This window comes from Streptomyces sp. NPDC040589, assembly GCF_055594445.1.
The window spans coordinates 838,003-864,080 of record NZ_JBVIWP010000003.1 but is presented as its reverse complement, the minus strand read 5'-3'; the positions used below and the strand labels follow the sequence as shown (position 1 = coordinate 864,080).

The window sequence follows — 26,078 nt, the reverse complement described above, 5'->3', positions numbered from 1 at the left end:
ACCGGTACACCTCGCCGTACCGATCTCAGTAAGCCCCGGAGGAGGTACACGTGCGCACCACGAGAACCGTTCCTGCGAGACCTGTACTGATCGTCACCCTCGGCCTCGCGACGGCAGGCTTACCCCTGCTCACCCCCCACACCGCCGGAGCGGACCCGAAGCCCGTCACCCGCGAGGGCGCCGCCGTCGACGAGCGCGCGGCCCGGGCACCCGCGAGCGCGGCCAGACGCGCCCTGACCGCCGAGACCTCCACCGGTCCCGCGACCACCAGCCGCGGCTACCCCCGCCGCCAGGTCCTCTCCCCCGACCCGCGCAACCCCGGCGACAAGTCCCTGAAGCTGGGTCTCACCCCGTACCACGCGATCGCCCCGAAGCTGAACGCCCTGCAACGCCTCGGCGACCGGGTCAGTGTGGAGGTGACCGGCCGCTCGGCCGGCGGCCACCGCCTCTACCTGGTCACCGTCACCGCCCCGGAGACCACCCGCCAGGCCCGCGCCCAGGAGCGGATGCGCGCACTGATCGAGAACGCGCCCGCGTCCGCCGCGAAGTCCCGGGAGATCAAGCAGACGTACAAGGCCCCGGTCTTCGTCAACAACAACATCCACGGCAACGAGTGGGAGGGCACGGACGCCTCCCTGAAGGTCATCGAGCAGCTCGCGACGGCCAAGGACTCCAAGACCAGGGATCTCCTCGCGCACAGCCGCCTGTACTTCAACATCACGGCCAACCCGGACGGCCGTATCGCCGGCACCCGCGCCAACGCGAACGGCTTCGACCTGAACCGCGACTTCGTCACGGCCTCCCAGCCCGAGAGCCGCGCGATGCGGCAGATCGAGCTGGACAAGCAGCCGGCCGTCCTGCTCGACGTGCACGGCTACGTCAACGGCACGCTCATCGAGCCCACCACTCCCCCGCACGGCGAGAACTACGAGTACGACCTCTTCCTGAAGAACTCCTACGCCAACGCCCTCGGCATGGAGTCCGCCGTCAACGCCCTCGGCTACACGCCCGCGAAGGACGGCGTGGAACCGGCGCAGATCCCGTTCCGCGACCAGGAGGAGGGCTGGGACGACTGGCCGCCGATCTTCACCCCGCAGTACGCGGCCTTCCACGGCACGGTGGCCGCCCACACGGTGGAGATCCCGCTGGCGGTGAACAACGAGGAGTACGACACGCTCCCCGTCCCGGAGCTGCGCCGCCGCTCGGCCATCAACACGGCCGTGGCGGGCGCCGCCGTCCGCGCGACCCTGAACCACGTCCGCGAGCACCGCACCACCCTCGTCGCCGACCAGATCGAGACCTTCCGCCGCGGTGCGGCCGGCGCCCCGCAGGTGCCGGTCTCACCGAAGACGGTCCCCGGCGTCCCCGGCATCGGCCCGGAGGACGTCTACACGACCGACTTCCCGCGCGCCTACGTCATCCCGCCCGGCGACTCCCGCACCCAGCGCTCGGCACCGGCCGCCGCCCGCCTCGTCGACCACCTCCTCGCCAACGACGTCCGCGTCACCCGCGCCACCCGCCCCTTCCGCCTCGGCGGACGGACCTACCCCCAGGGTTCGTACGTCGTCGACCTGCACCAGCCCAAGCGCGGCATGGCGAACGTCCTGCTGGCCGACGGCCGGGACATCAGCGACAAGGTGTCGGTGATGTACGACATCTCCGGCTGGAGCCTGGGCCGGCTGTGGGGCGCCACCGTCGAGCGGGTGACCTCGGGCAGCCTGCGGGGCGCGCCCCTGCGCCCGGTCACCGAGGCCGCGCCCGTCGCCCACGTGCCCGCCCACGGCACCCTGCGCCTGCGCCTGACCGACCCGCGCGAGATCGCGGCCCTCAACTCCCTCCTCCGGCGGGGAGTCCCGGTCCGGCAGGCACCCGACGGCAGCGCGATCGTCCCGGCGTCGGCACGCCGCGAGGCGCTCACCGCCGCCCGCACGCACGACGTCTCCTTCACGGCCACGCGGCTCAAGGGCGAGACGCCCCTGCACCGCCTGCGCGTCGCCGCCGCCGTCACCCCGGGTGAGCTGTTCGCCCTGCGGGAGATGGGCTTCGACGTCACACCGGTCTCGACGGCCGTCCTGAACGCGGGCTTCGACTGGTCCGGCACGGACGCGCTGTTCGTCTCCGCCGGCCTGGACCACGCCTTGCTCACCGCCCCCGCCCGCAAGGCACTGGACGCCTTCCTCGACGGTCACGGCCTGGTCGGCCGGGGCGCGACGGGAGCGGCCCTGAACGCGGCGGCGGATCTGCTGGCCGTCAAGCCGGTGGAGGGCAACCCGGACGCCAACGGCGTCGTACGCACCGTGAACTCGGGCCGCCTCACGCACGACGCCCCCGCGCACGCCTTCGTCTACGCCCCGCTGTGGTTCACCGACCTCGGACCCGGTGTGCGCGAGGAGCAGTCGTACGCGATCGGGAACCCGCTCGTCTCCGGACACTGGCGCCCGCTCCCGGACGGCACCGGCGGCCCCGCGGCGGCAGCGGGACAGGCCTCGGTGGTCAGCGGCGGCAGGACGGTCCTGTTCGGCACCGAACCCCTCTTCAGGGACCACCCGAAGGGGGAATTCCCGCAGGTGGCGAGGGCATTGTTCACAGTGGCACACAGCGGTTCAGATGAGGAGAACGGATGACGCAAGAGATCCACGGCACCGTAGCCGACGGCTTCGAGGGGGTGCGCGAGGAGTTCGCCGCGTTCGTGGCCGGGGAACAGCCCGACTACGAGGGCCAGCTGTGCGCCTACGTGCGGGGCCGGAAGGTCGTGGACCTGTGGGCGGGGACCGAGGCGGACGCCCTCTACGGCGTGTTCTCGTCCACCAAGGGCGCCGCCTACCTGGTCGTGGCTCTCCTCGTCCAGGACGGCACGCTCGATCTGGACCGCAAAGTGACGTACTACTGGCCGGAGTTCGGGGCCGAGGGCAAGGGAGAGCTGACCCTGCGCGATCTGCTCGCGCACCGGGCGGGCGTGGTCGGCACGGACACCGGCTTCAGCCTGGCGGAGCTGGCCGACGACCGGCAGCTCGCGGAACGTCTCGCCGACCAGCGGCCGTTCTGGCGCCCCGGCACGGCGTTCGGCTATCACGCGCTGGTCGCCGGCGCCCTGGCCGGCGAGGTGGTACGCCGTGCCACGGGCCGCACGCTCCAGGAGATCTACCAGGAGCGCGTCCGGACCCCGTACGGCCTGGACTTCCACCTCGGCCTGCCGGCGCCCCAGGAACCCCGCTTCCGCACCACCCAGCCGATGATCCCGACCCCGGAACAGCAGGCCCTCCTCGACGCCACGCCCACGGGCCCGCACACACTCGCCTCGATCGCCTTCAACCGCAACGCGAGCGAACCGACCGACCTGGCCTCGCTCCCCAACATGCCGCTGATCCGCGCCAAGGGCCCGGCGTCGGTGGGCGGAGTGGCGTCCGCGCGGGGCCTGGCCGGGATGTACGCGGCGGCGATCAGCGGGGTGGGCGAGCAGGCGGCGCTGCTGAAGCCGGACACGGTGGCGGAGTTCGGCCAGTTCCACTCGGTCGGCTACGACCTGGTGGCACGTGCCCACAAGTCGTTCGGCCTCGGCTTCCAGACGACGGCTGACACGTGGCACCCGTTCCTCGGCGCCGGGACGATCGGGCACGGCGGCGCGAGCGGCTCGCAGTCCTTCGCGGACCCGTGGAGCGGCCTCGCCTACGGCTACACACGCCGCCGGTTCGCCTTCCCCGGCGGGGTGGCCCCGGAGAACGACCGCCTGGCGAGGGCGATCCACCGGGCGGCGCTCGCCCACTGACCCCGGGCACAAGCGGAGGCCGCACCCCACGTCCAAGGGTGCGGCCTCCGCGTACGCAACGACTGTGGTCAGACCAGAGTCACGGTGATGTTCCCGCGGGTCGCCTTCGAGTACGGGCACACCTCGTGCGCCTTCTCCACGAGCGAGCGCGCGGCACCCCGGTCCACCTTCGGCAGGTCGGCCGAGATCTCGACGATGATCCCGAACCCGTCCCCGTTCTTCCCGAGGCCGACCTTGGCGGTGACGGCCGACCCGGTGAGGTCGGCGCCCGTCTCCCGGGCGACGACACCCAGGGCCCCCTGGAAGCAGGCGCTGTAGCCGGCGGCGAACAACTGCTCGGGATTGGTTCCGGCGCCACTGCCACCCATGGCCTGCGGCGGATTGACGACGACGTCGAGCCGGCCGTCATCGGTGGCCACGCGCCCGTCGCGCCCATTCTCGGCGGTGGCGACGGCGGTGTACAGGACGTCGGACTGCTGGATCGGCATGAGGTTGTGTTCCTTCATTTCGTCCGCCGCGGCTCGCGCCCGGGCCGAGCGGATTCGGAAAAAACTTACCGCATGCCGAAAACCAACAGAAGGCGTCAGAGCTTGACGATCATCTTCCCGGTGTTGTCACCGCGCAGCACGCCCAGGAACGCCTCGAGGTTGTTCTCGATGCCCTCGACGACGGTCTCGCGGTACTTCAGCTCACCGGAGGCGACCCAGGGGGCGACCTCGCGCACGAACTCCGGCTGCAGGTCGTAGTGGTCCCCGACCAGGAAGCCCTCGATACGGCCGCGGGTCGCGATCAGCCGGGCGAGGTTCCTCGGGCCCGGGGCGGGCTCGGTGTTGTTGTAGACGGAGATCATGCCGCAGACGGCGATCCGGCCGCCCTGGTTGAGGGACCCGATGGCGGCCTCCAGGTGGTCACCGCCCACGTTGTCGAAGTACACGTCGATCCCGTCCGGGGCGGCCTCGCGCAGCTGCCGGCCCACGGGCCCGTCCTTGTAGTTGAAGGCGGCGTCGAAGCCGTACTCCTCGACGAGCAGCTTCACCTTCTCGTCGGACCCGGCGGAGCCGATGACCCGCGAGGCGCCCTTCAGCTTGGCGATCTGCCCGACCTGGCCGCCCACGGCACCGGCGGCGCCGGACACGAAGACGGTGTCGCCCTCCTTGAAGGAGGCGGTGCGCAGCAGGCCCGCGTAGGCGGTGAGACCGGTCATGCCCAGCACACCGAGGTACGTCGACAGCGGCGCGGCGTCCGGGTCCACCTTGACGGCGTTCTTCGCGGCCACGACGGCGTACTCACGCCACCCGAGGAAGTGCAGTACGTGATCCCCGACGGCCAGCCCCTCGACATTGGAGGCCACGACCTCACCGACGGCACCGCCCTGCATGACCTTGCCCAGCTCGAACGGGGCGACGTAGGACTTCGCGTCACTCATGCGGCCACGCATGTACGGGTCCACGGAGAGGTACTTGTTCCGCACGAGGACCTGTCCCTCGCCCGGCTGCGGAACCTCCGCCTCGACGAAGGCGAAGTCCTCGGGCTTCGGCCAGCCGACGGGGCGGCTCGCCAGGTGCCACTCGCGGCTGACGGCGGGGAGGGTGGGGGTGTCGGTCATGATGCGCCTGTCCTCACTGGCTCGAGCGGATGTTTCAGTAACTGAAACAACCATGCTCCTGAATATTTCAGGTTGTCAAACAACCGGGTACCCTCGACGTCATGGTTTCCACCACATCGACCCCGGACTCCCACCACCCCGACGCGCTGACCCTCGAGGTCGTCGAGCTCATCGGGGAGGTCGTGGCCCGGTTCCACGAGGACTACGAGGAGGCGGCGGCGGAACACTCCCTCACCGGTGCGCAGGCTCGACTGCTGAGCCTGCTGTGCCTCGAACCGCTGCCCATGCGGAGGCTTGCCCAGCGGTTGAAGTGCGAGCCGTCCAATGTCACGGGGATCGTGGACCGGCTGGAGGCGCGGGGGCTGGTGGAACGACAGCCGGATCCCGCGGACCGGCGAGTGAAGGTGGCGGCGGCGACGGGTGAGGGGCGGGCGGTGGCCCGGAGCCTGCGGGAGTCCCTGCGGTTCGCCCGGGAGCCGTTGGCCGGGCTCTCCGAGGGGGAGAGGGTGGCGTTGCGGGATGCACTGAGGGGGATGCTGGGGGCCGTGTGACGGCTGGCCGGAGATCAGTACTCGGCGTGGCAACTGGGGCCGGGTGGGTGCGCAGCTCGGCGCGACGAGGTGCCGCTGCGCCCACCCGTGCCGCCCCTAGCGGCACGCATGCCCGCAGCTGGGGGGGACTACGCAAGGGGACGTGTCGGGGGGTGTCCGCCCGCAGCGGTTGGCGCGTCAACGAACAGTCAGTCGGCGTGAGACCCCATCGCGCCGTTCCGAGGACGGACACCCCCCGACGCGGCCCCGACCCACCACCACCGCGCAGACGGCTACGCGCACCACCACAGGAAGCGGTTGCACGTCTTCGTCGGCGACGGTTCCGGCGTCGGCGCCGGGGTCGTCGGATCCGCGGTTCGTGTCGGTGCCGGTTCCGGTGCCGGAGGGGCGGCCGTAGGGGCCGAGGCCGGGCGGCTCGGGGAAGCCTCCGCCGCGGCAGACCGGGTCGGCTCAGGGGCCTTCGACTTCTCGCCCTTCGGGGAGGTGGAAGCCGACGGCGAGTCAGACGCCCCCGAGGAAGGGGACCTCGACGCTCCCTCGACCCCAGGCGTGTCGCCCGCAGGGCGGACCGTCTCACCCGCCTCCGCCGGCTCACCCTCGGCCTCCGCCGGCTTCGACGTCGACTTCGGTGCGTCCATGCCCAGCTCCGCGAGGCTCAGCCCACCCGCCGCGAGCACGAACCCCGCCGCGACGAACAGGGCCCGGCGCCGCCGCCGGCGATGCGCGGCCGCCTTCCGGTCCCGCCTGCTCGACCCACCCGGACCATCAGCGCCCGGCCCGTGCTCACGCCCACGCCGACGAGCAGCACGCCCCACCGGCTCATCATCGCCGTAGTCGTCACGCTCACCGCCGGACACACCCGGCCCACCCGAGTCGCCCGACTCGCCCGACTCGCCCGACTCGCCCGAGTCATCGTGATCGCCGTACTCACGCTCACGCCAGCGCAGCGCATCCGCCGAGGTGCCACACCCCGGGCACGTCAGCGCGCCGTTGAGGTGCCGTCGGCACGGGTCGCAGTAGTCCATGACGCGGGAAGATTAAGTTCCCCGCCGGTCACGTTCCTAGATCCAGCTGTGAAGGTTCTGCACGGACACACCTCTCCCCTGGTTTCGAAACTGTCGAAACCGTTATGCGCGCGACCCATTGACACTCCCACCACCCCGTCCTTACTGTCACGCCAGCATTTCGAACGTGTGCCGAAATCTCGAACACGTCGAACTGAACTGAATGACTGACGGAACTGAGCCGACGAAGCTGCGAGGGACAACCGCCGTGCGCATCACCGGAATCAGCACACACGTGGTCGGGACGCCGTGGCGCAACCTGACCTACGTCCAGGTGCACACCGACGAGGGAATCACCGGAGTCGGCGAGACCCGGATGCTGGGACACACCGACGCCCTTCTCGGCTACCTGAGGGAGGCCGAGGCCAACCACATTCTCGGCTCCGACCCCTTCGCTGTCGAGGACCTCGTCAAGCGCATGAAGTACGGCGACTACGGCCGCGCGGGCGAGATCGTGATGTCCGGTATCGCCGTGATCGAGATGGCGTGCTGGGACATCAAGGGCAAGGCCCTCGGCGTCCCCGTCTGGCAGCTGCTGGGCGGCAAGGTCACCGACAAGGTCAAGGCGTACGCCAACGGCTGGTACACCACGGAGCGGACACCCGAGGCGTACCACAAGGCCGCCCAGGGCGTGATGGAGCGCGGCTACCGCGCCCTCAAGATCGACCCCTTCGGCACGGGCCACTTCGAGCTGGACCACCAGCAGACCCTGTACGCCGTCTCCCTCATCGAGGCCGTCCGGGACGCCATCGGCCCCGAGGCCGAGCTGATGCTGGAGATGCACGGCCGCTTCTCCCCCGCCACGGCCGTACGCCTGGCCAAGGAGCTGGCACCCTTCAACCCGGCGTGGCTGGAGGAGCCGGTCCCGCCGGAGAACCTCAAGGCGCTGGAGAAGGTCGCGGCCAAGGTCGACATGCCCGTCGCCACCGGTGAGCGCATCCACGACCGGATCGAGTTCCGCGAGCTGTTCGAGAGCCAGGCCGTGGACATCATCCAGCCGGACGTCGGCCATATCGGTGGAATCTGGGAGACCAGGAAGCTCGCGGCGACGGCCGAGACCCACTACATGCTGGTGGCCCCGCACAACGTCGGCGGCCCGGTCCTGACCGCCGCCTCCCTCCAGGTCGGCTTCACCTCCCCGAACTTCAAGATCCTGGAGCACTTCAACGACTTCGCGGACGCGGAGATCAAGAAGGTCGTCAAGGGCGCCCCGCAGGTGAACCCGGAGGACGGCTGCTTCCACCTCTCCGACGCCCCCGGACTGGGTGTCGAGCTGGACGTGGACGCGGCGGCGGAGTTCCCGCAGCAGCAGGCCCGTTTCGACCTGTGGGCGGAAGGCTGGGAGCAGCGCAAGCCCAAGGACAGCAAGTGACCGTCCGGCTCCCGGAAACCCGGCACCGGGAACCGAAAGCTTCGAAAACCTCAGGAGCGACGTGAGCACCGCCGTAGTGATCGACGCCCCGGGCGAGCACCGTCTCGTCCCGCACGAGCCCCGGCGGCCCGAGGCCGGCGAGGCGCTGGTCCGGGTCCACGCGTCCGGCATCTGCGGCAGCGACCGCGAGGTCTACCAGGGCAACCGCCCCGAGGGCTACGTCCGCTACCCGCTCACCCCGGGCCACGAGTGGTCCGGGACGGTGGAGGCGGTGGGCGCGGGCGTCCCCGCGTCGCTCGTCGGCCGCAAGGTCGTAGGCGAGGGCTTCCGCAACTGCCAGGTCTGCGACCGCTGCCACGCGGGCGACACGACGCTGTGCACGGCCGGTTACGAGGAGACAGGGTTCACCCAGCCGGGCGCGATGGCGACGACGCTGACGCTCCCCGCCCGTCTGCTCCACACCCTCCCCGACGACTGCGACCTCACCGCCGCGGCCCTTCTGGAGCCCGCCGCCTGCATCGCGGCCGCCGCGCTGAAGGCGAACGCCCAGCCGGGCGAGCGGGTCGCCGTGGTCGGCACCGGCACGCTCGGCATGTTCGCCGTGCAGTTCCTGAAGGCGAACTCGCCCGCCGAGCTGCTGGTGGTCGGCACCCGCCGGGACCGGGAGGCGCTGTCGCGGCAGTACGGCGCGACGGACTTCCGGACGAAGGACCAGGAACTCCCGGACGACATCGACGTGGTGATCGAGACGGCCGGGTCCGCGGACGCCGCCCGGATCTCCGCCGCCCTGCTCCGGCGGGGCGGCCGGCTGGTCCTGACGGGTATCCCGGCGTCGGGTGCCGACGGCCTCGACCCGACCGACCTCGTCGTGAAGCAGCTGGAGGTGCACACCGTCTTCGGTGCCGCGCCGGACGCCTGGGCGCACACGGTGCGGGTGTTCGCCGCCGGTCTGCTCGATCCGCTGCCGCTGGTGACGCACGAGCTGCCACTCACCGAGTTCTCGCAGGCCATCGAGCTGGTGGGGGCCGGCGATCCGAAGGTGGGCAAGGTGTTGCTCCGCCCGTAGACGTACGCCGGTACGGGGGCAACCTGACGGCTCCCGTACCGGCGTACCCCACCTCGGCCTCGCCTTGCCGTACCCAGAGCCGCGAACCTCGTCCGAAATATCGAACCGAAGGACTCTCCTGTGACCGACGCTCCCGCCACGGCAGCCCGCAGGCCCGGTGAGCAGGCGCTCGCCGATCTCGGCCTGAAGGCCCCCGCCCTCGACCCCGCCGACACCTCACCGCACTCCTTCCCCGGTGGCGGCCGCTGGCGCACCGAGATCCCCTCCTGCGAGGGTCCCGAGGCGCTGGCGGTGGTCCTGAAGGAGGCCTCGCGGCTGGATGTGCCGATCCACCGGATCAGCCAGGGCAGCGGCGTCTGGATGCTGACCGACGCCGAGATCACCGAGATGGTCGAGTCGACGGCCGAACGCGACATCGAGCTCTGCCTGTTCACCGGCCCGCGCGGCACCTGGGACATCGGCGGCTCGACCCGGACCGATTCGCGCGGCGGCGGCCTCAGAGCCCGCGGCCACGACGCCGTCGCCGGATGTGTCGAAGACGCCGTCCGGGCCACGGAGTTGGGCGTCAAGTGCCTGCTCGTCGCCGACGAGGGCGTGCTGTGGACCCTGCACCGGGCGCGCGCGGCCGGCATCATCCCGGCCGACACAACCCTCAAGGTGAGTGCGCTCATCGGGCCGGTCAACCCGGCGGCGTACGCGGTGTACGAGAACCTGGGCGCCGACTCGGTCAACGTGCCCAGCGACCTGACGCTCGATCACCTCACCGAGATCCGGCGGGTGTCCGGCGCTCCGATGGACATGTACATCGAGGCCCCCGACGACCTCGGCGGCTACGTCCGGATGTACGAGGTCGCCGAACTCATCCGGCGCGGCGCCCCGTTGTACCTGAAGTTCGGCCTCTCGAAGGCGCCCGGGATCTACCCCTACGGGCACCACATGCGGGAGTTGACCCTGGCCACCGCCAAGGAACGCGTGCGGCGCGGCCGGCTCGCCCTGGACCTCCTGGCGCGCCACGGGGCGGACGGCGACATGGCGCCGCTCGGCTCCCGACTGCCGGGCGATCTACAACGGTTCGAAATCTCGGCATAACGTTCCGGAAACTCGGCTTCACAAAAGAAGACACAGCCGACCACAATCCGACACATCTCTTCTCGGTCTTTCCGGCACGACCACCCGGAGCGACTTCGCGCCTCCCAGACCGAGCCCTGCACACAGATCAAGGATGATCAATATGCGTAACCGCAGAGCCGCTCTCGCCGCCATAGCCGGAGCCGCGTCCCTCGCCCTGACCCTGTCCGCCTGCGGCCAGAACAGCGAGGGCGGCAGCAACGAGAGCGATGGGGACGCCAAGGGAGGCACCATCGGCATCGCGATGCCGACCAAGTCCTCCGAGCGCTGGATCGCCGACGGCAAGAACGTCGTGACGGAGCTGGAGTCCAAGGGCTACAAGACCAAGCTGGTCTACGGCGAGGACGACCCGGACCAGCAGGTCTCACAGGTCGAGAACCTGATCACGCAGGGCGTCAAGGCGCTGATCATCGCCGCGATCGACAACAAGTCGATGAACAACGTGCTCCAGCAGGCCAAGGACGCGAACATCCCGGTCATCTCCTACGACCGCCTGATCCTCGGCACGCAGAACGTCGACTACTACGCCTCGTTCGACAACGAGAAGGTCGGCGAGCTCCAGGGCACCTACATCGTCGAGAAGCTCGGCCTGAAGGACGGCTCCAAGAAGGGCCCGTTCAACATCGAGCTGTTCGCCGGCTCCAACGACGACAACAACACCCGCTACTTCTTCGGCGGCGCGATGAAGGTCCTGCAGCCCTACATCGACAAGAAGCAGCTCGTCGTCGGCTCCAAGCAGACCAAGCTCAACCAGGTCACCACCCTGCGCTGGGACGGCGGCACCGCCCAGAAGCGCATGGACGACATCCTCACCTCTGCCTACAAGCGCGAGCGCGTCGACGCCGTCCTCTCCCCCTACGACGGCATCTCCATCGGCATCCTGTCGGCGCTGAAGTCGGACGACTACGGCTCCAAGAGCAAGCCGCTGCCGATCGTCACCGGCCAGGACGCCGAGGTCGCCTCGGTGAAGTCGATCATCTCCGGCCAGCAGTCCATGAGCGTCTTCAAGGACCTCCGAAAGCTCGCCAAGGTGTCCTCGAACATGGTCGACGCGCTGCTCAACAAGAAGAAGCCCGAGGTCAACGACACCAAGACCTACGACAACGGCGCGAAGGTCGTCCCGGCCTACCTGCTGGAGCCGGTCGCCGTCGACAAGAGCAACTACCAGAAGGAGCTCATCGACTCCGGCTACCTCAAGGAGAGCGACGTCAAGTAGTCCCCGCCACCGACCGACGATTCACCACTGATTGGAAGGCACGACCATGGCGGGACCCGTCCTGGAAATGCGCTCGATCGTCAAGACCTTTCCCGGCGTCAAGGCGCTCTCGGACGTCACGCTGAACGTCCGGCAGGGCGAGGTCCACGCCATCTGCGGGGAGAACGGCGCCGGCAAGTCGACCCTGATGAAGGTCCTCTCCGGCGTCCACCCGCACGGCACCTACGAGGGCGACATCCTCTTCGAGGGAGAGGTCTGCCAGTTCAAGGACATCCGGGCCAGCGAAGAGCGCGGCATCGTGATCATCCACCAGGAACTGGCCCTGGTGCCCTACCTCTCCCTCGCGGAGAACATCTTCCTCGGCAACGAGCACGCCACCCGCGGGATCATCAGCTGGACCGAGACCCTGCGGCACGCCACCGAACTGCTGCGCCGGGTCGGTCTCACCGACCACCCGGACACCCGCGTCGCCGACATCGGCGTGGGCAAGCAGCAGCTCGTGGAGATCGCGAAGGCCCTGTCGAAGAAGGTGAAGCTGCTCATCCTGGATGAGCCGACCGCCGCGCTGAACGACGAGGACAGCGGCAAACTCCTGGATCTCATCCTGGAGTTGAAGAAGCAGGGCATCACCTCGATCATCATCTCCCACAAGCTCAACGAGATCCGCAAGGTCGCCGACTCGGTGACGATCATCCGCGACGGCCAGACCATCGAGACCCTCGATGTGAAGGCGGCGGAGACCACCGAGGACCGGATCATCAGCGGCATGGTCGGGCGCGACCTGGAGAACCGCTTCCCGGAGCGGTCGCCGCACCAGCCCGAGGAGGGCGTGGCGCCCGCCCTGGAGATCCGGGACTGGACCGTGCACCACCCGATCGACCAGCAGCGCAAGGTCGTCGACGACGTGTCGCTCCAGGTGCGGCGCGGCGAGATCGTCGGCATCGCGGGCCTGATGGGAGCCGGCCGCACCGAACTGGCGATGAGCGTCTTCGGGCGGACGTACGGCCGGTACGCGGCGGGCACGGTCCTCAAGGACGGCACCGAGATCCGTACGAAGACCGTGCCCCAGGCGATCAAGCACGGCATCGCGTATGTCACCGAGGACCGCAAGCACTACGGCCTCAACCTCATCGACACCATCAACCGGAACATCTCGCTCAGCGCCCTGGGCAAGGTCGCCAAGCGCGGTGTGGTCGACGAGCACGAGGAGCGGCAGGTCGCCGAGGGCTTCCGCAAGTCCATGAACATCAAGGCGCCGACCGTCTTCGAGCCGGTGGGCAAGCTGTCCGGCGGCAACCAGCAGAAGGTCGTCCTCAGCAAGTGGATCTTCTCGGGTCCGGACGTGCTGATCCTTGACGAGCCGACCCGCGGTATCGACGTCGGTGCCAAGTACGAGATCTACACGGTCATCGACCAGCTGGCCGCCCAGGGCAAGGCGGTCGTCTTCATCTCCTCCGAGCTGCCCGAACTGCTCGGCATGTGCGACCGCATCTACACGATGGCCGCGGGGCGGCTGACCGGTGAGTTCTCAAGGGCCGAGGCCTCCCAGGAATCGCTGATGCGTCAGATGACGAAGGACAAAGAGGTATCCCGATGAGCACGGACGTGACCGCCAAGACGCCGGCCCCGGCGCCGACCGGCAAGGGAGGGGAGGCCACGGGCACCGGACTGCTGCAGCTGATGCTGGACGGTATGCGCCGCAACATGCGGCAGTACGGCATGCTGTTCGCCCTCGGCCTGATCGTGGTCCTGTTCGCCGTGTGGACCGACGGCGACCTGCTGCTGCCGCGCAACGTCTCCAACCTGGTGCTGCAGAACAGCTACATCCTGATCCTCGCGATCGGCATGATGCTGGTCATCATCGCTGGCCACATCGACCTGTCGGTCGGATCGCTGACGGCGTTCGTCGGGTCGATGGCCGCCGTGTTCATGGTCAAACAGGACTTGCCCTGGCCCCTCGCCGTGGTGCTGTGCCTGGCCGTGGGCGCGGTCGCGGGCGCCGTCCAAGGGTTCTTCATCGCGTACGGCGGCATACCGTCGTTCATCGTGACCCTGGCGGGCATGCTGATCTTCCGCGGTCTGACCGAGATCTTCCTGGAGGGCCAGACGCTCGGCCCGTTCCCGGAGGGCCTGCAGAAGGTCGCCAACGGGTTCCTGCCCGAGGTCGGTCCGACGACCAACTACCACAACCTGACCCTGCTGCTGGGCTTCGCGATGATCGCCTTCGTGATCTTCCAGGAGGTCCGTGACCGCAAGCGGCAGCAGGAGTTCAACCTGGACGTCCCGCCCGCCAAGCTGTTCCTGCTGAAGCTGGTCGCGATCGGCGCCGCCATCCTCACGCTGACGATGCTGCTGGCCAGCTACAAGGGCGCCCCGATCGTGCTGCTCATCCTGGGTGTGCTGCTCGTCGGCTTCGGCTACGTGATGCGCAACGCGATCATCGGCCGTCACATCTACGCGATCGGCGGCAACCTGCCCGCGGCCAAGCTGTCGGGTGTGAAGGACAAGAAGGTCACCTTCCTGGTCTTCCTGAACATGGGCATGCTCGCGGCCCTGGCGGGTCTGGTCTTCGCCGCCCGCTTCAACGCGGCCTCTCCCAAGGCCGGCCTCAACTTCGAGCTGGAGGCGATCGCGGCCTCGTTCATCGGCGGTGCGTCGATGAGCGGCGGTGTCGGCACCGTGCTCGGCGCGATCATCGGCGGCCTGGTCCTGGGCGTGCTGAACAACGGTATGAACCTCGTCGGCATCGGCACCGACTGGCAGCAGGTCATCAAGGGCCTGGTCCTGCTGGCGGCGGTCGGGTTCGACGTGTGGAACAAGCGCAAGGTCGGTTCGTAAGTCAGATCGGGGCCCCGCCGGGAAGGCGGGGCCCTCTCCTTATACGGGAGCCGCACGCATGGAACTGAACAGACGCACGGTCATCGCCGGAGCAGCGGCGGCGGGCATAGCCGCCACCACCCTCGGCGGCACGGCGCACGCCACGGGAGGCAGGAAGCCGGTGAAGACGCTCTTCGGCAAGCTCGCCGACGGCACCAAGATCTACAGCTGGTCCCTGGAGAACGGCGGCACCCGCCTGAAGGTCCTCTCCTACGGCGGCATCGTCCAGTCGCTGGAGATCCCCGACCGCCGCGGCCGCTACGCCAACGTCTCCGCGGGCTTCGACAACGTCGAGGACTACGTCGCCAAGAGCCCGTACTTCGGCGCGCTGATCGGCCGCTACGGCAACCGCATCGGCAAGGGCAAGTTCACCCTCGACGGCAAGGACTACCAGCTTTCCGTCAACGACGGCGAGCAGAGCCTGCACGGCGGCGCCAAGGGCTTCGACAAGCGCGTGTGGGACATCGAGCCGTTCACCAAGGGCTCCGACGTCGGTCTGCACCTGTACTACACGAGCGTCGACGGCGAGATGGGCTACCCGGGCACGCTCAAGACGAAGGTGACGTACACGCTCACCCGGCACGGCGACTGGCGCATCGACTACGAGGCCACCACCGACAAGGCCACCGTCGTCAACCTCACCAGCCACGTCTACTGGAACCTCGCCGGCGAGGGCAGCGGCACGATCGAGGACCACGAGCTCCAGATCGCCGCCTCCCGCTACACGCCCACCGACGCGGGCCTGATCCCCACGGGCGAGCTGGCCAAGGTCGCGGGCACGCCCTTCGACTTCGGCCGTGCCAAGCCGATCGGCCGGGACATCCGCGTCGCGCACCCCCAGCTGGTGACCGCCAAGGGCTTCGACCACAACTGGGTCCTCGACAAGGGCCTCACCGCCCGGCCCGAGCATGTCGCCACCCTGCGCGACCCGGCCTCCGGCCGCACCCTGAAGATCGCCACGAACGAGCCGGGCCTGCAGTTCTACTCCGGCAACTTCCTCGACGGCACGCTGACCGGCCCGTCCGGCCGCACCTACCGGCAGGGCGACGCGCTCTGCCTGGAGACGCAGCACTTCCCGGACTCGCCGAACAAGCCGAAGTTCCCGTCGACGGTGCTGCGGCCCGGGCAGACGTACCGGACGACGACGGTCCACACGTTCGGCTGCTGATGTCTGTGGCGCCACTGACAAGCCTTCACAGGTAGGACACAAGTTCTGGCCGTATTCCCAACGGTTGAACAGTGTCACCACAGCCTCCGTATCTATGGGCGGCCCGCGCTCCCCCGCGCGGGCCGCCCTTAAACGTCGGGTCCGGCCGTCCCCAACGGACCCGCCTCATACGGAGGTTCCATGGCCGACAACGTCACGTCGCTGTTCCGCAGTACCGCGGCGCACAGCCCGTCGATGGCGGCGTTGACACGTGAGGGCGGCGAAGGCGCCGGGCCGGTGGACTTCTGTATCCCCTGCAACCCGTACTTCCCCACCCCGGCCATGTTCGACGACATGTCGGCCAGACTCCGCGACATCATCACGTACTACCCGAGCGGCGCCGACACCATCACGGCCGAACTGTGCAGCCTGCTCCAGCTGCCGCCGCAGTGCGTGGCCATGGGTAACGGCTCCACCGAGCTCATCACCTGGATCGACCACCTGCTGGTCCGCGAGTCCCTCGCCATCCCCGTCCCCACCTTCGGCCGCTGGACCGACCAGCCCATGGAGACCGGCAAGCGGGTCGACATGTTCCCACTCCAGGAGTCCAGCGGCTTCGCCCTCGACCTCGCGCAGTACGCCGAGTTCATCCGCGCCCGGGGCACGCGTGTCGCGGTGATCTGCAACCCCAACAACCCCGACGGCGGCTTCCTCCACAAGCACGCCATCGTGCAGTTCATGGACGCCATGGCCGATCTCGACCTGGTCGTCATCGACGAGTCGTTCCTGGAGTTCGCGGACGCCGAGGCCGAGCCGTCCGTCGTCCAGGAGGCCATGCTGCGGCCCAACGTCATCGTGCTGCGCAGCCTCGGCAAGAACTTCGGCCTGCACGGCATCCGCTTCGGCTACCTCGTCGCCAACCCGGCGCTCGCGGGCCGGGTTCGCTCGATGCTGCCGAAGTGGAACCTCAACTCCTTCGCCGAGCATGTGGTGTTCATGCTCAAGGAGCACGGCGCCGAGTACGCGCAGAGCCTCCAGCAGGTGCGCCGCGACCGGCTCGACATGGCCAGCCAGCTCTCCTCCCTGCCCGGGCTGACGGTCTACCCGTCGCAGGGCAACTTCCTCTTCGTGCGCCTCCCCGTGGGCGCCGAGGGCACCGTGGTCCGGGACAGGATGCTCACCGAGCACCGGATCCTGGTCCGCGAGTGCGGCAACAAGATCGGCTCGTCCAGCCGCTTCCTGCGTCTCGTCGTGCGCCCCCAGGTGGACGTGCGTCGCCTGGTGTCCGGCCTGGAACAGGTGCTCTACGGGACGTCCAGGAGGGGAGCCGCCGTACCGGAGCTGGGCAACGGGACCAGCTACAGCTCGGGTACGGCGGCCGTGGACCGCCTGGTGAGCGAGACCAACGGGTCGGGCATGCGCGGGCTCGCCGCTCAGGCCACCGGTTTCGGTGGTCCGGGGCCCGCCGCGGCCCCGGCTGCCGCCGGCACCGGCATGCCGCTCCCCGCCGCCGCGTCCGCCATGCCGGCGGGCGCGGGCGGCGGGATGCCGATGCCGGCGGCGGCACAGATGGGCCAGATGACGCAGCTGGGTCAGATGGGCCAGCAGCAGATGCCACAAGCTGTGCCGCAGCCCGTACCCCAGCAGGTGCCGCAGCCCGCTCCGCAGCCCATGGCCGCACCGGTCCAGCAGCCGCTGGCACCCGTGGCCCAGGCCCCGGCACCGGCACCGGTTCCCACCCCAGCCCCGGCGCCGGCCCCTGCTCCGGCGCCGGCTCCCCTGCCCACACCGGCGCCCGCACCGGCCGCTGCTGGGCCCACCCCGCCGGGCGTTCCCGCCCGGGGCGGGCTGACGGCCGCTCAGGTCAGGGGCACGAACGGCTTGTCCCCCGCACCGGCCACAGGCTGGCCGGGCACCCAGGCCTGGCCCAACGCGGCGGGGATGGGGGCTGCGGGGTAGGACCGTCTCGCCGTAGCGACATCAATAGGCGACCGGCCATCCGCTGCTCCAGTTCAGGAGGTTGATGCCCAGCTTGGGTGTGCCGTTGTCGTTGCCGTCGTAGTAGTGGTAGACGATCAGGTCGCCGTCGACGTCCTTCATGATCGACTGTCCGCCGGGTCCGATGACGTTGCCGTGTGACTCCAGGACGGGCGTGCCGCCGTTGTTCATCATCGAGACGCCGTTCCTGTCGACGTACGGTCCCGTGATGCTGGAGGCGCGGCCGACCTTGACCTTGTACGTCGAGCCGGTGCCGGCGCAGCAGGTGTCGTACGAGGCGAAGAGGTAGTAGTAGCCGCCCCGTTTGACGATGAAGGGCGCCTCGACGGCCTTGGTCCCGGTGGGGCGGGAGGCCAGCGAGTGGCGGGTGGTGTTGGAGGAGAGCTGCTTCCCGGTGGACGGGTTGATCTGGATCATCTTGATCCCGGTCCACCAACTGCCGAAGGACAGCCACCACTTGCCGTCGTCGTTGACGAAGAGGTTCGGGTCGATGGCGTTGAAGTCGCTGGAGGAGTTCGACGTGTAGACGGTGCCCTGGTCGGTCCAGCTTCCGGGCTGGCCGGTGCTGGAGGTCGCGAGGCCGATGGCGGACGTGTTCGAGCCGAACTTCGAGACGGAGTAGTACATCAGGTACTTGCCGCCGTGGTACGAGATGTCCGGCGCCCAGGCCTCCGGCACGGAGGAGTAGTTCCGCCACCAACTCGGCCGGCTGGAGAAGGCGTCCGCGCCGTTCCGGAAGGCGGTGCGGTCGGTGGACGTCTTGTTGGCGATGCCGCCGCCGGTGGCATAGAGCAGGTACTGGCCGGACGAGGTGCGGATCATCGACGGGTCGTAGGTGACGATGTCACCGGTGACGCGGCCCGGGTTGGGGTACGCGGACGCCGTGCCCGGGACGAGGGCGAGCAGGAACGCGGCGGGGAGGGCGAACAGGGCGGTTCTCTTGCGCAGGACGGAGCGGCTCATGCGGGTCCTCCTTGCGGTGGGGGTGCTTGCGGTGGGGGTGACAGCACTGACCGATATTTCGAACAGCGATCGCAAGTTCGAACGGGACCGTAGAATCGAACCTCTTGCGCGTCAATGGTCCGCGCAGCAACAGGTGTGACCGGCCTGGGAGATCCGTTGAAGATCCGTCGAGAGGCCGTTTAGGGCCGCGCTGAACGATCGAGGCTGGACAGGGGGGTCGTGCTCGCCAGCGCGGAGAAGGCGTACGCGGCGGGCTCCGGAGGCTCCAGGAACTTCCGCGGCCGCGAGGCCAGTTTCAGATACACCTCGTGGACGGCATCCTCACCTCCCTGCGCGGCGCCGGAGAGGGCAGGGCCCCCAGCTCACCCTCTCCCCCACCACTTGGGCGGCTTTCCTCACACACGCCACCAAGTAACTGTCGAGACCGCCCGCTTCTTTGGCAGTGTCGTGCTTCCACGGCCACTCGGCACCTGCGCAGACGCGGGATCAAGGCGACCATCCCAGTCCCCGCCGACCGCGTCCGCAACCGCCAGAAGCTCGGCTCCCGAGGCGGTCGGCCGCCGAAGTTCGACGAAACCGACTACCGCGAGCGGCATGCCGTCGAGTGCGGGATCAACCGCCTCAAGCGCCACCGGGCCGTGGCCACGAGATACGGCAAGCTCGCCGCCCGCTACGAGGCGACCCTGTTGGTCGCAGTCCTCAACGAGTGGCTGTGACCAGCACCTTCCCAACAAACCCTAGTCGACCCTGACCACGTACTTGCCCCGCACCCCGCCCGCCTCCAGCGCCCGGTGTGCCGCCGCTGTCTCTTCCAGCGGGAAGACCGTGTCCACCGCCGGCCGCAGCTTCCCCTCTGCCACCTGGCGGGCGAGGTCGTCGAAGAGCGCACGTTCGGGGTTGCCGCTGAAGAAGCGCACCCGGCCGCGTCCGTGCACGGCGCTGGCCGCGATGTAGCCCAGCGAGGCGACGGGCCGCGTCAGGTCGAAGGCGATGGTGACCATGCGTCCGCCCGGCTTCAGCATCCGCCGTACGGTACGCAGGTCGGTGCCCGCCGTGTCGAGGACCACGTCGAACAGTCCCAGTTGCGCAGGGGACACGGCCCGGTGGTCGACGGCGTGGTGGGCGCCGAGCGTGCGGACGAAGTCGAGGTTGGCAGCGCGGGCCAGGGCCGTGACCTCGGCGCCGTACGCCTGTCCGAGCTGGACGGCGGCGTTGCCGACGCCGCCCGCCGCGCCCCGTACGAGCAGCCGTTCGCCGGGGCGCAGTGCTGCCTTGTCGCGGAGGGCCGTGATGGCCGTGGTGGCCACCGGCAGCGCGGCGGCGGCCACGAGGTCCAGTCCGTCCGGGACCCGGCCGAGCCGCTCGGGCCGTACCGTCACGTACTCGGCAGCGCTGCCGAATCCGGAGCTGCGGCCCAGGACGCCCCACACCTGGTCGCCGACCGCTACGCCGGTCGCGCCGGTGCCGAGTGCGGCGATCTCGCCAGTGAAGTCCAGCCCGATGCGCTGCGGGAACTTCCGGCCGGTGAGGAGGCGGGCCCGACCGGAACGGGCCGCCAGTTCGCCGCCGTTCACGCTGAACGCGCGCACGCGCACGAGGACCTCGCCGGGTGCCGGTCCGGGACGTGGCACCCGGCCCACATACAGCACCTCGGGGCCGCCGAAGCGGTCGAACAGTACGGCTTTCATCGTGCGGTCGTCCATCGTTGGGTTCTCACCTTCGCCACCAGTGGCCGTGCGGGGGATCGTGGCGCCGAGCGTAGGCTGGCAAGCGGACGAGATCGTCCATTTGACCGGAGGTGAGAGAGAGCGGTGGGGGAATCCTCTCGGATCGCGGGGCAGGACAGTCTGCGGGCGGACGCCCGGCGCAACCGGCGGCGCATCCTCTCGGCTGCCCGCGTGGTCTTCGCCGAGCACGGCATCGACGCGCCCATGGCGACCGTGGCCCGACGGGCGGGGGTCGGCGTGGCGACGCTGTACCGGCGTTTCCCGACGCGGGACGCCCTGGTGCGGGCCGCGTTCGCGCACCAGATGGACATCTGTGCTCGGGCGCTCACCGAGGCGCTGGCCGACCCCGATCCGTGGCAGGGCTTCCAGCGGCTGGTCGAGACAGTCTGCGAACTACAACGGGAGGAAAGGGGCTTCCCGGCCGCGTTCGTCGCGGCCTTTCCGGACAGCACGCGAGAACACGCGCGGCTACGGGAACAGGCCGAGCGGGACTTCATGACCCTGGTCCGCAGGGCTCAGGCGGCGGGCGCGCTGCGGGCCGACTTCCACCCCTCCGACTTTGCCGTAGCCCTGTTGTCCCACTGCGGCCTGGTCACCGCACTGCCAGGTGACCGTGCGGCGTCCCGGCGCCTGGTGGCGTACTTGCTCCAGTCGTTCCGCGCCGAGGCGGCCCACGGAGCGCTGCCGGCGCCGAGCGCACTGTCGCTGCGCAGTCTTCCGCTCGCGGCCGACGGCTCCCAGGGACAGCGGCCCTCCAGAGCCTGATGCGAAGCGGCGCCTGCCCGCGTGGCCCGCCCTTTGCGACAGCGCCACTTTCGCAACAGGCCCTAGTCGTCCCCGCCACTCTGCTGTGAGCGGGAACTCCGGCTCGCACTGCGGGTCAGTTCGCTGCCGAGCAGCGTCGCTTTGGCCACACCCCGTGCCCAGCGCGGGGCGTCACCCCGGGCCGCCCAGAAGACGCATACGCAGCCGCCGATGACGAGCAGAACGACGACCGACAGTATGAGCACGAGCATGCTCGACCCCTATTTCTCGTGATGGTCCGCGCCATCCTCTCAGGCGGCTCACCCGGCGTCGGCAGAAAGGCCCGGCAAGCGGGCACCGGCACCGCTGCCAGGAACGCCGTTGCCGGGTACGCCGCTGCCATAGGAGCGTTTGGGCTTCCACCGCCTCCACCTCAAGGCACCTGACCTGGCCATTGCTCCTCACAGGCGGCCCAAACGCTCCGACCGCTGCTCGCCCCGCAGCCGCCCGCCGGTCGACGGCCGCCAAGTCCGCGCGGCGTGCCCGCACACCCACCGGTCGACAGCCGCTATGCCCGCCCGGCGTGCCGCCACCCCCCTCACGCGCCCCGCAAAGCCGAGCGACCACACCGCCGGCCGAGGGGCCCGACCGCCCGGGCAACCCGCTCCTCCCCCGGCCGCCCGCTCGCTTCTCTCCCTCGCGGAAGCACGACACTGCCGAGAAGCGGGCGGCCTCACCAGCACCTCACAAACCCCCTGTCCGACAAGGCACTTGACGGTACATCACTTTGCCGAACTCACAGCTCCTCGACAGCTGACCTCCCTATGGTGCCGTGTTCATGACAGACGCCTCAGAGACACCCGAACCCAACCCCATCGGCCGCCGTACCGTGCTCCTGGCCACGGGTGCCACCGCAGCTGCCCTGGCCGTAGGCGCAGCTGCCTCCAACACACCGACCGCCGCAACCCCCGTGGCCGCCACCGCCGTCTGCACCCTCACCAAGGAGATGACCGAAGGCCCGTACTACCTCGACGGGCAGTACGTCCGCTCGGACATCAGCGAGGACAAGACGGGCATCCCCCTGAACCTGACGCTCACGGTCGTGGACGACGACACCTGCGTCCCGCTCAAGAACGCCCTGGTCGAGATCTGGCACTCGGACGCGCTCGGCGAGTACTCCGGCTTCGTGGGCAACAACGGCCACGACGAGCCGGACAACGGCACGTTCCTGCGCGGTGGCGTCCTCACCGACTCAGGCGGCGTCGCGAAGATCACCACGATCTACCCGGGCTGGTACCGGGGCCGCTGCGTGCACATCCACATCAAGGTCCACACGGACGTCACCCTGACCCCCGACGGCTCCTTCACCGGCGGCGAGGAACTCCACACCGGCCAGCTCTTCTTCAGCGAAACGATCACGACCAGGGTCGCGGCCCTCGCCGCGTACAAGGTCAACACGGTCCCCCGCACCACCCTGGCCCAGGACTCCATCTACGACGAGGGCGGCGCGGCATCGGGCCTGCTCACCCTCACGCCCCTCGGCAGCACGACGTCGGCGGGGTACGCGGGTGCGCTGACATTGGGCGTTGAGCAGGGCTGACCAACAGGCACGGCAGGGGCCGCTCGCACAGCGGGCGGCCCCCATGTGAGCCCGACATCTTATTCGGTGCGCAGGGCCGTGGCGGTTCGGGCCCTGGCGGCCCAGCCGGCCGGCAGGAGCGCACCCAGGGTGGCGATGACCAGGCCGCCGATTGTGAGCGGGAGCAGTTCGGCCCCGTGGTAGACGGCGATGACGGAATCGGGGAGGCGGAGCCCCACGCTGTCGCCCATCGCCGGCAGGACCCAGCCGTGCAGGGTCACGCCGAGCGGCACGCCCAGTGCGCCCGCGGCCAGTCCGGTCACGACGACCGAGGTGAGGACCATCGCGATGGTCTGCCGGGGAGTCATGCCGAGCGCCTTGTGGACACCGATCTCGCGGACGCGCTCACGGGTGTCGAGCAGTACGCCGTTGAGCACGCCGAGCGCGGCGACGGCGACGAGCATCAACGTGAGTAGCACGGACAGCGCGTTGAGGGTGACGACCATGTCGCCGCCGGCGCCGAGCCCGCCGGCCTGGGCGGTGGCCCCCAGCGGTGCCAGGTCCTTGTTCAGCGCGTCCACGTAGCCGCTCACGTCGGTGCCTGAGGTGAGCGCGATGTGATGGCTCGTCTCCGTCAGGTCGGGACGTGCGGCCGTGAGGGTCGAGGCGTCGGTGAAGACCTGCCTGCCGTCGTTGCGGGGGTCCAGGACTTCGCCGACGATCCGGACCGTGACCGGCTCGGCCAGGCCGGTCAGGGTGACGGTGTCGCCGACGCGGGTGCCGGTGGTGGCCAGGAAGGGGGTGGGGACCACGGCCTCGCCGGGCTTGTCGATCCAGCGGCCCGAGACCATCGTGTAGCCGCCCCAGGAGGCGTCGCCGGTGAAGGCGATCACGTCGACCGTGCCGGTCAGGCCGGACACGGTCGCCCGTACCGTCGCGGCGCGGTAGTACTTCCCGGTTCCGGCTTCGGCCTTGACGGCCGCGGCGACCGCGGCGGGATCGGCCCTGGGCTGCTGCTCGCGGCCAGGGACTTGGGGTCCGAAGTCCGGCAAGGGCGCGGGCACGGTGACATCGGCGGTGTCGTGGGCCTTGGCCTTCATCACCTGGCCGAGCGAGGCGACCATCCCCACGGTGAACGTGACGGCGATGGTGCCGAACAGGATCGCCGTGCCCATGGCCAGCGCACGGCCGGGCCGCGCGAAGGGCCGGGCCAGGCCCAGGGCGACCGGCCGCGGCAACGGCAGCCGTCCGGCCAGGCGGGCCGCCCACCGGCCGCGCCCCGCCGAAGCGGTACGACCGACGGCGAGCGCGTCGACCGTACGCAGCCGGCCGGCCCGCCAGGCACTGGCCCACGCGGTCGCCGCCACCAGGCCGAGCACCCCGGCGATCACCGCCAGGTCGACCCAGGGGGCGATGGCCAGGGACGAGGTGCCGTAGACCTCCTCGGTCTCGGCCAGTACGGGGACGGCGAGCAGGTGGCCCGCGAGGACACCGAGGGCGGTGCCGACGGCCGCCGGGATCAGCGCCTGGCCCACGTAGGCCCGTACGACCTGGGACGGAGTGAAGCCGATGGCCTTGAGGATCCCGATGCGGCGCGTCCCCGTGCCCACGGCCGACGCGACGACGTTGCCGACGATGAGCACCGACATGACCAGGCCCAGGGCGCCGAACGCGACGAGGAACGGGACGTAGACGGCGGTGTCGCGCTCGGCGGACTTCTTGACGGTGAGCCATGACTGTTGGCCGACGGCCGTTCCCGGTGGCAGGGATTCCGTCACGGCCTTGCCGCCCGCGGTGATCTGCGCGGCGGTGCCCGCGTCGGTGAAGCGGTAGAGCATCTGGTAGCCGCCGCTGCCGGGCACGGTGAGCGCCGGCATCTGGGACGGAACCACCCAGGCGTCAGCGGTCTGCGTGACCGAGCGGGCCACACCGACCACCGTCAGCGTCGGCCCGCCGGGCAGATCGGGGAAGGCGATCCTCATACCCGGGGTCGGAATGAGCGAGGAGCCGGCGGACAGCACGATCTCACCGGCGCGCGTGGGCCACCGCCCGTCGAGCAGCGTCACCTCGTCCACGTCCCGGCCGGGGTCGCCCCGGCCGACCACGGTCATCGGCCACCCCGGGTTCGGCCCATCCGGCCGCGGGGTGACCGTCGCCGTACGGAACGGCCCGGCCGCACTGCTCACCCCTTCGGCGTCCTTGGACTCCGACAGGCGCCCGGCGCTCACCTTGCCCGCGTCGAACTGCACGGACAGATGCGCGCCGTGCTGCCCCGCGAAGGCGTCGTCGAAGGGCGCGCCGGAGACCACGAGCAACGATCCGCCGAGAACGGAGGCGGCCACCGCCATCATCGTGGCGAGCCCGATCACCAGCGTCTGCACCCGGCGTCGTGCCACCCCCGAGCGCACCACCTTGCCGAGCGCACTCATCGGACGGCCTCCGGGGCTACGGCCCGCGACCGGACGTCGTCGGTGATCCGGCCATCGGCAATCCGGACCGTGCGGTTCGTGCAGGACCGGGCCAGAGCCAGGTCGTGGGTGACCACGACGATGGTCTGGCCCTCGGCGTTGAGGCCGGTGAGCAGCCTGCTGACGTCCTGTCCGGCGGCCGTGTCCAGGGCCCCGGTCGGTTCGTCGGCCAGGAGCAGCGCCGGCCGGTTCATCAACGCCCGGGCCACCGCGACGCGCTGCCGCTCGCCGCCGGACAGCCGCCCCGGACAGGCGCGGGCGTGCCGGTCGATGCCCAGCAGTTCCAGGAGTTCCGCCGCCCGGCGGTCTGCCGCGCCACGTGCCATACCCGCGAGGCGCGCGGGCAGAGCGACATTGTCGGTGACAGTCAGATCGTCGAGCAGGTTGAAGAACTGGAAGACCATGCCGATCTTCGACCGCCGGTAGAGCGCCAGTCCGGCTTCGCCCAGCCGGTCCACCCGCGACCCGTCCACGGTGACGGTCCCCGTGTCGGGCCGGTCCAGGCCCGCGATCAGATTGAGCAGCGTGGACTTGCCGCTGCCGGAAGGGCCGACGATCGCGACGGCCTCGCCGGGCTGCACGGTCAGCGATGCCGCGTGCAGAGCGGGCGGGCCGTCGTCGTATCGGCGGCTCACCTCGCGCAGTTCGATCGCCGGCACGGTCATGAGAGGGCTCCTTCGACGCGGGCATCAGACCCCTGGGACGCTAGGAGCGCACCCGCCCCGTGCGCGTCGGCCGCCCGAACCCCTTGCCGTACCGCGTCGGATTGATCCGCCGGAACGTCATCCTTGCGATGTAGGCGCACG

The 26,078-nt window shown here is 70.0% G+C and carries 21 protein-coding genes; 13 read left to right on the top strand and 8 right to left on the bottom strand.

All coding sequences use genetic code 11. The features are described from left to right. Positions 1 to 50: 50 nt before the first annotated feature. Entirely contained in the window at positions 51 to 2,624 is a 2,574-nt protein-coding gene (locus ACZ58V_RS16365) for a M14 family zinc carboxypeptidase (protein ID WP_468191218.1), read from the top strand. After that, positions 2,621 to 3,766: a serine hydrolase domain-containing protein gene (locus ACZ58V_RS16360; RefSeq protein WP_468191221.1), complete on the top strand. Its 1,146-nt coding sequence runs from the start codon at positions 2,621 to 2,623 to the stop codon at positions 3,764 to 3,766. The genes ACZ58V_RS16365 and ACZ58V_RS16360 overlap by 4 nt, the downstream gene beginning before the upstream one ends. Positions 3,767 to 3,834: 68 nt before the next feature. Here the strand turns inward: ACZ58V_RS16360 and ACZ58V_RS16355 are convergent, their stop codons facing one another. Together ACZ58V_RS16355 and ACZ58V_RS16350 are read right to left on the bottom strand one after the other, a co-directional pair. Further along, positions 3,835 to 4,254: an organic hydroperoxide resistance protein gene (locus ACZ58V_RS16355; protein ID WP_471290517.1), complete on the bottom strand. Its 420-nt coding sequence runs from the start codon at positions 4,252 to 4,254 to the stop codon at positions 3,835 to 3,837. A gap of 95 nt (positions 4,255 to 4,349) precedes the next feature. Further along, a complete protein-coding gene (locus ACZ58V_RS16350) occupies positions 4,350 to 5,372 on the bottom strand; it encodes an NADP-dependent oxidoreductase (protein WP_468191226.1) in 1,023 nt (340 codons plus the stop codon). A gap of 101 nt (positions 5,373 to 5,473) precedes the next feature. Here ACZ58V_RS16350 and ACZ58V_RS16345 point away from each other — a divergent pair, with 101 nt between their 5' ends. Next, positions 5,474 to 5,923, top strand: coding sequence for a MarR family winged helix-turn-helix transcriptional regulator (locus ACZ58V_RS16345; protein WP_468191229.1), 450 nt, complete (start codon positions 5,474 to 5,476; stop codon positions 5,921 to 5,923). A 272-nt stretch (positions 5,924 to 6,195) separates the two neighbouring features. Here ACZ58V_RS16345 and ACZ58V_RS16340 read toward each other — a convergent pair whose 3' ends face one another. Next, the gene (locus ACZ58V_RS16340; RefSeq protein ID WP_471290514.1) at positions 6,196 to 6,948 is read right to left on the bottom strand and encodes an SCO2400 family protein; all 753 of its coding nucleotides are present in this window, start codon (positions 6,946 to 6,948) and stop codon (positions 6,196 to 6,198) included. Positions 6,949 to 7,195: 247 nt separating this feature from the next. Here ACZ58V_RS16340 and ACZ58V_RS16335 point away from each other — a divergent pair, with 247 nt between their 5' ends. The 8 genes from ACZ58V_RS16335 to ACZ58V_RS16300 all read left to right on the top strand — a co-directional run bounded on the left by ACZ58V_RS16335 (position 7,196) and on the right by ACZ58V_RS16300 (position 17,752). Then, a complete protein-coding gene (locus ACZ58V_RS16335) occupies positions 7,196 to 8,359 on the top strand; it encodes a mandelate racemase/muconate lactonizing enzyme family protein (protein ID WP_468191761.1) in 1,164 nt (387 codons plus the stop codon). 61 nt (positions 8,360 to 8,420) lie between these two features. Beyond that, entirely contained in the window at positions 8,421 to 9,425 is a 1,005-nt protein-coding gene (locus ACZ58V_RS16330) for a zinc-dependent alcohol dehydrogenase (protein ID WP_471290512.1), read from the top strand. A 120-nt stretch (positions 9,426 to 9,545) separates the two neighbouring features. Further along, entirely contained in the window at positions 9,546 to 10,514 is a 969-nt protein-coding gene (locus ACZ58V_RS16325; RefSeq protein ID WP_471290510.1) for a hypothetical protein, read from the top strand. 142 nt (positions 10,515 to 10,656) lie between these two features. Further along, positions 10,657 to 11,769, top strand: coding sequence for a multiple monosaccharide ABC transporter substrate-binding protein (chvE, locus tag ACZ58V_RS16320; RefSeq protein ID WP_471290509.1), 1,113 nt, complete (start codon positions 10,657 to 10,659; stop codon positions 11,767 to 11,769). 46 nt (positions 11,770 to 11,815) lie between these two features. Beyond that, positions 11,816 to 13,366, top strand: coding sequence for a multiple monosaccharide ABC transporter ATP-binding protein (gene mmsA / locus ACZ58V_RS16315; RefSeq protein WP_471290507.1), 1,551 nt, complete (start codon positions 11,816 to 11,818; stop codon positions 13,364 to 13,366). After that, positions 13,363 to 14,607, top strand: coding sequence for a multiple monosaccharide ABC transporter permease (gene mmsB, locus ACZ58V_RS16310; protein WP_468191246.1), 1,245 nt, complete (start codon positions 13,363 to 13,365; stop codon positions 14,605 to 14,607). The genes mmsA and mmsB overlap by 4 nt, the downstream gene beginning before the upstream one ends. A gap of 58 nt (positions 14,608 to 14,665) precedes the next feature. Then, entirely contained in the window at positions 14,666 to 15,814 is a 1,149-nt protein-coding gene (locus ACZ58V_RS16305; RefSeq protein WP_471290505.1) for an aldose epimerase family protein, read from the top strand. Positions 15,815 to 15,994: 180 nt separating this feature from the next. Continuing rightward, the gene (locus tag ACZ58V_RS16300) at positions 15,995 to 17,752 is read left to right on the top strand and encodes a pyridoxal phosphate-dependent aminotransferase (RefSeq protein ID WP_471290503.1); all 1,758 of its coding nucleotides are present in this window, start codon (positions 15,995 to 15,997) and stop codon (positions 17,750 to 17,752) included. A 21-nt stretch (positions 17,753 to 17,773) separates the two neighbouring features. Here ACZ58V_RS16300 and ACZ58V_RS16295 read toward each other — a convergent pair whose 3' ends face one another. Next, positions 17,774 to 18,754, bottom strand: coding sequence for an arabinan endo-1,5-alpha-L-arabinosidase (locus ACZ58V_RS16295; protein WP_471290501.1), 981 nt, complete (start codon positions 18,752 to 18,754; stop codon positions 17,774 to 17,776). A gap of 737 nt (positions 18,755 to 19,491) precedes the next feature. After that, complete coding sequence (locus ACZ58V_RS16290; protein ID WP_471290499.1) at positions 19,492 to 20,457, bottom strand: NAD(P)-dependent alcohol dehydrogenase; 966 nt, start codon at positions 20,455 to 20,457, stop codon at positions 19,492 to 19,494. Between the two features lie 108 nt (positions 20,458 to 20,565). On the opposite strand from ACZ58V_RS16290, the gene ACZ58V_RS16285 reads away from it, so the two are divergent. Then, entirely contained in the window at positions 20,566 to 21,246 is a 681-nt protein-coding gene (locus ACZ58V_RS16285) for a TetR/AcrR family transcriptional regulator (protein ID WP_471290497.1), read from the top strand. 62 nt (positions 21,247 to 21,308) lie between these two features. On the opposite strand, the gene ACZ58V_RS16280 is transcribed toward ACZ58V_RS16285, so the two are convergent. Further along, positions 21,309 to 21,497 (bottom strand): hypothetical protein, encoded by a 189-nt coding sequence (locus tag ACZ58V_RS16280; RefSeq protein ID WP_471290495.1) that lies wholly within the window; start codon positions 21,495 to 21,497, stop codon positions 21,309 to 21,311. 566 nt (positions 21,498 to 22,063) lie between these two features. Here ACZ58V_RS16280 and ACZ58V_RS16275 point away from each other — a divergent pair. Continuing rightward, on the top strand, positions 22,064 to 22,825 hold the full coding sequence (locus ACZ58V_RS16275) for an intradiol ring-cleavage dioxygenase (protein ID WP_471290493.1): 762 nt from the start codon (positions 22,064 to 22,066) through the stop codon (positions 22,823 to 22,825). Between the two features lie 59 nt (positions 22,826 to 22,884). Here ACZ58V_RS16275 and ACZ58V_RS16270 read toward each other — a convergent pair whose 3' ends face one another. Both ACZ58V_RS16270 and ACZ58V_RS16265 read right to left on the bottom strand, forming a co-directional pair. Then, positions 22,885 to 25,233 (bottom strand): ABC transporter permease, encoded by a 2,349-nt coding sequence (locus ACZ58V_RS16270; protein ID WP_471290491.1) that lies wholly within the window; start codon positions 25,231 to 25,233, stop codon positions 22,885 to 22,887. Continuing rightward, positions 25,230 to 25,937, bottom strand: coding sequence for an ABC transporter ATP-binding protein (locus tag ACZ58V_RS16265; protein WP_468191271.1), 708 nt, complete (start codon positions 25,935 to 25,937; stop codon positions 25,230 to 25,232). Before ACZ58V_RS16265 ends, ACZ58V_RS16270 begins: the two co-directional genes overlap by 4 nt. Positions 25,938 to 26,078 lie beyond the last annotated feature (141 nt).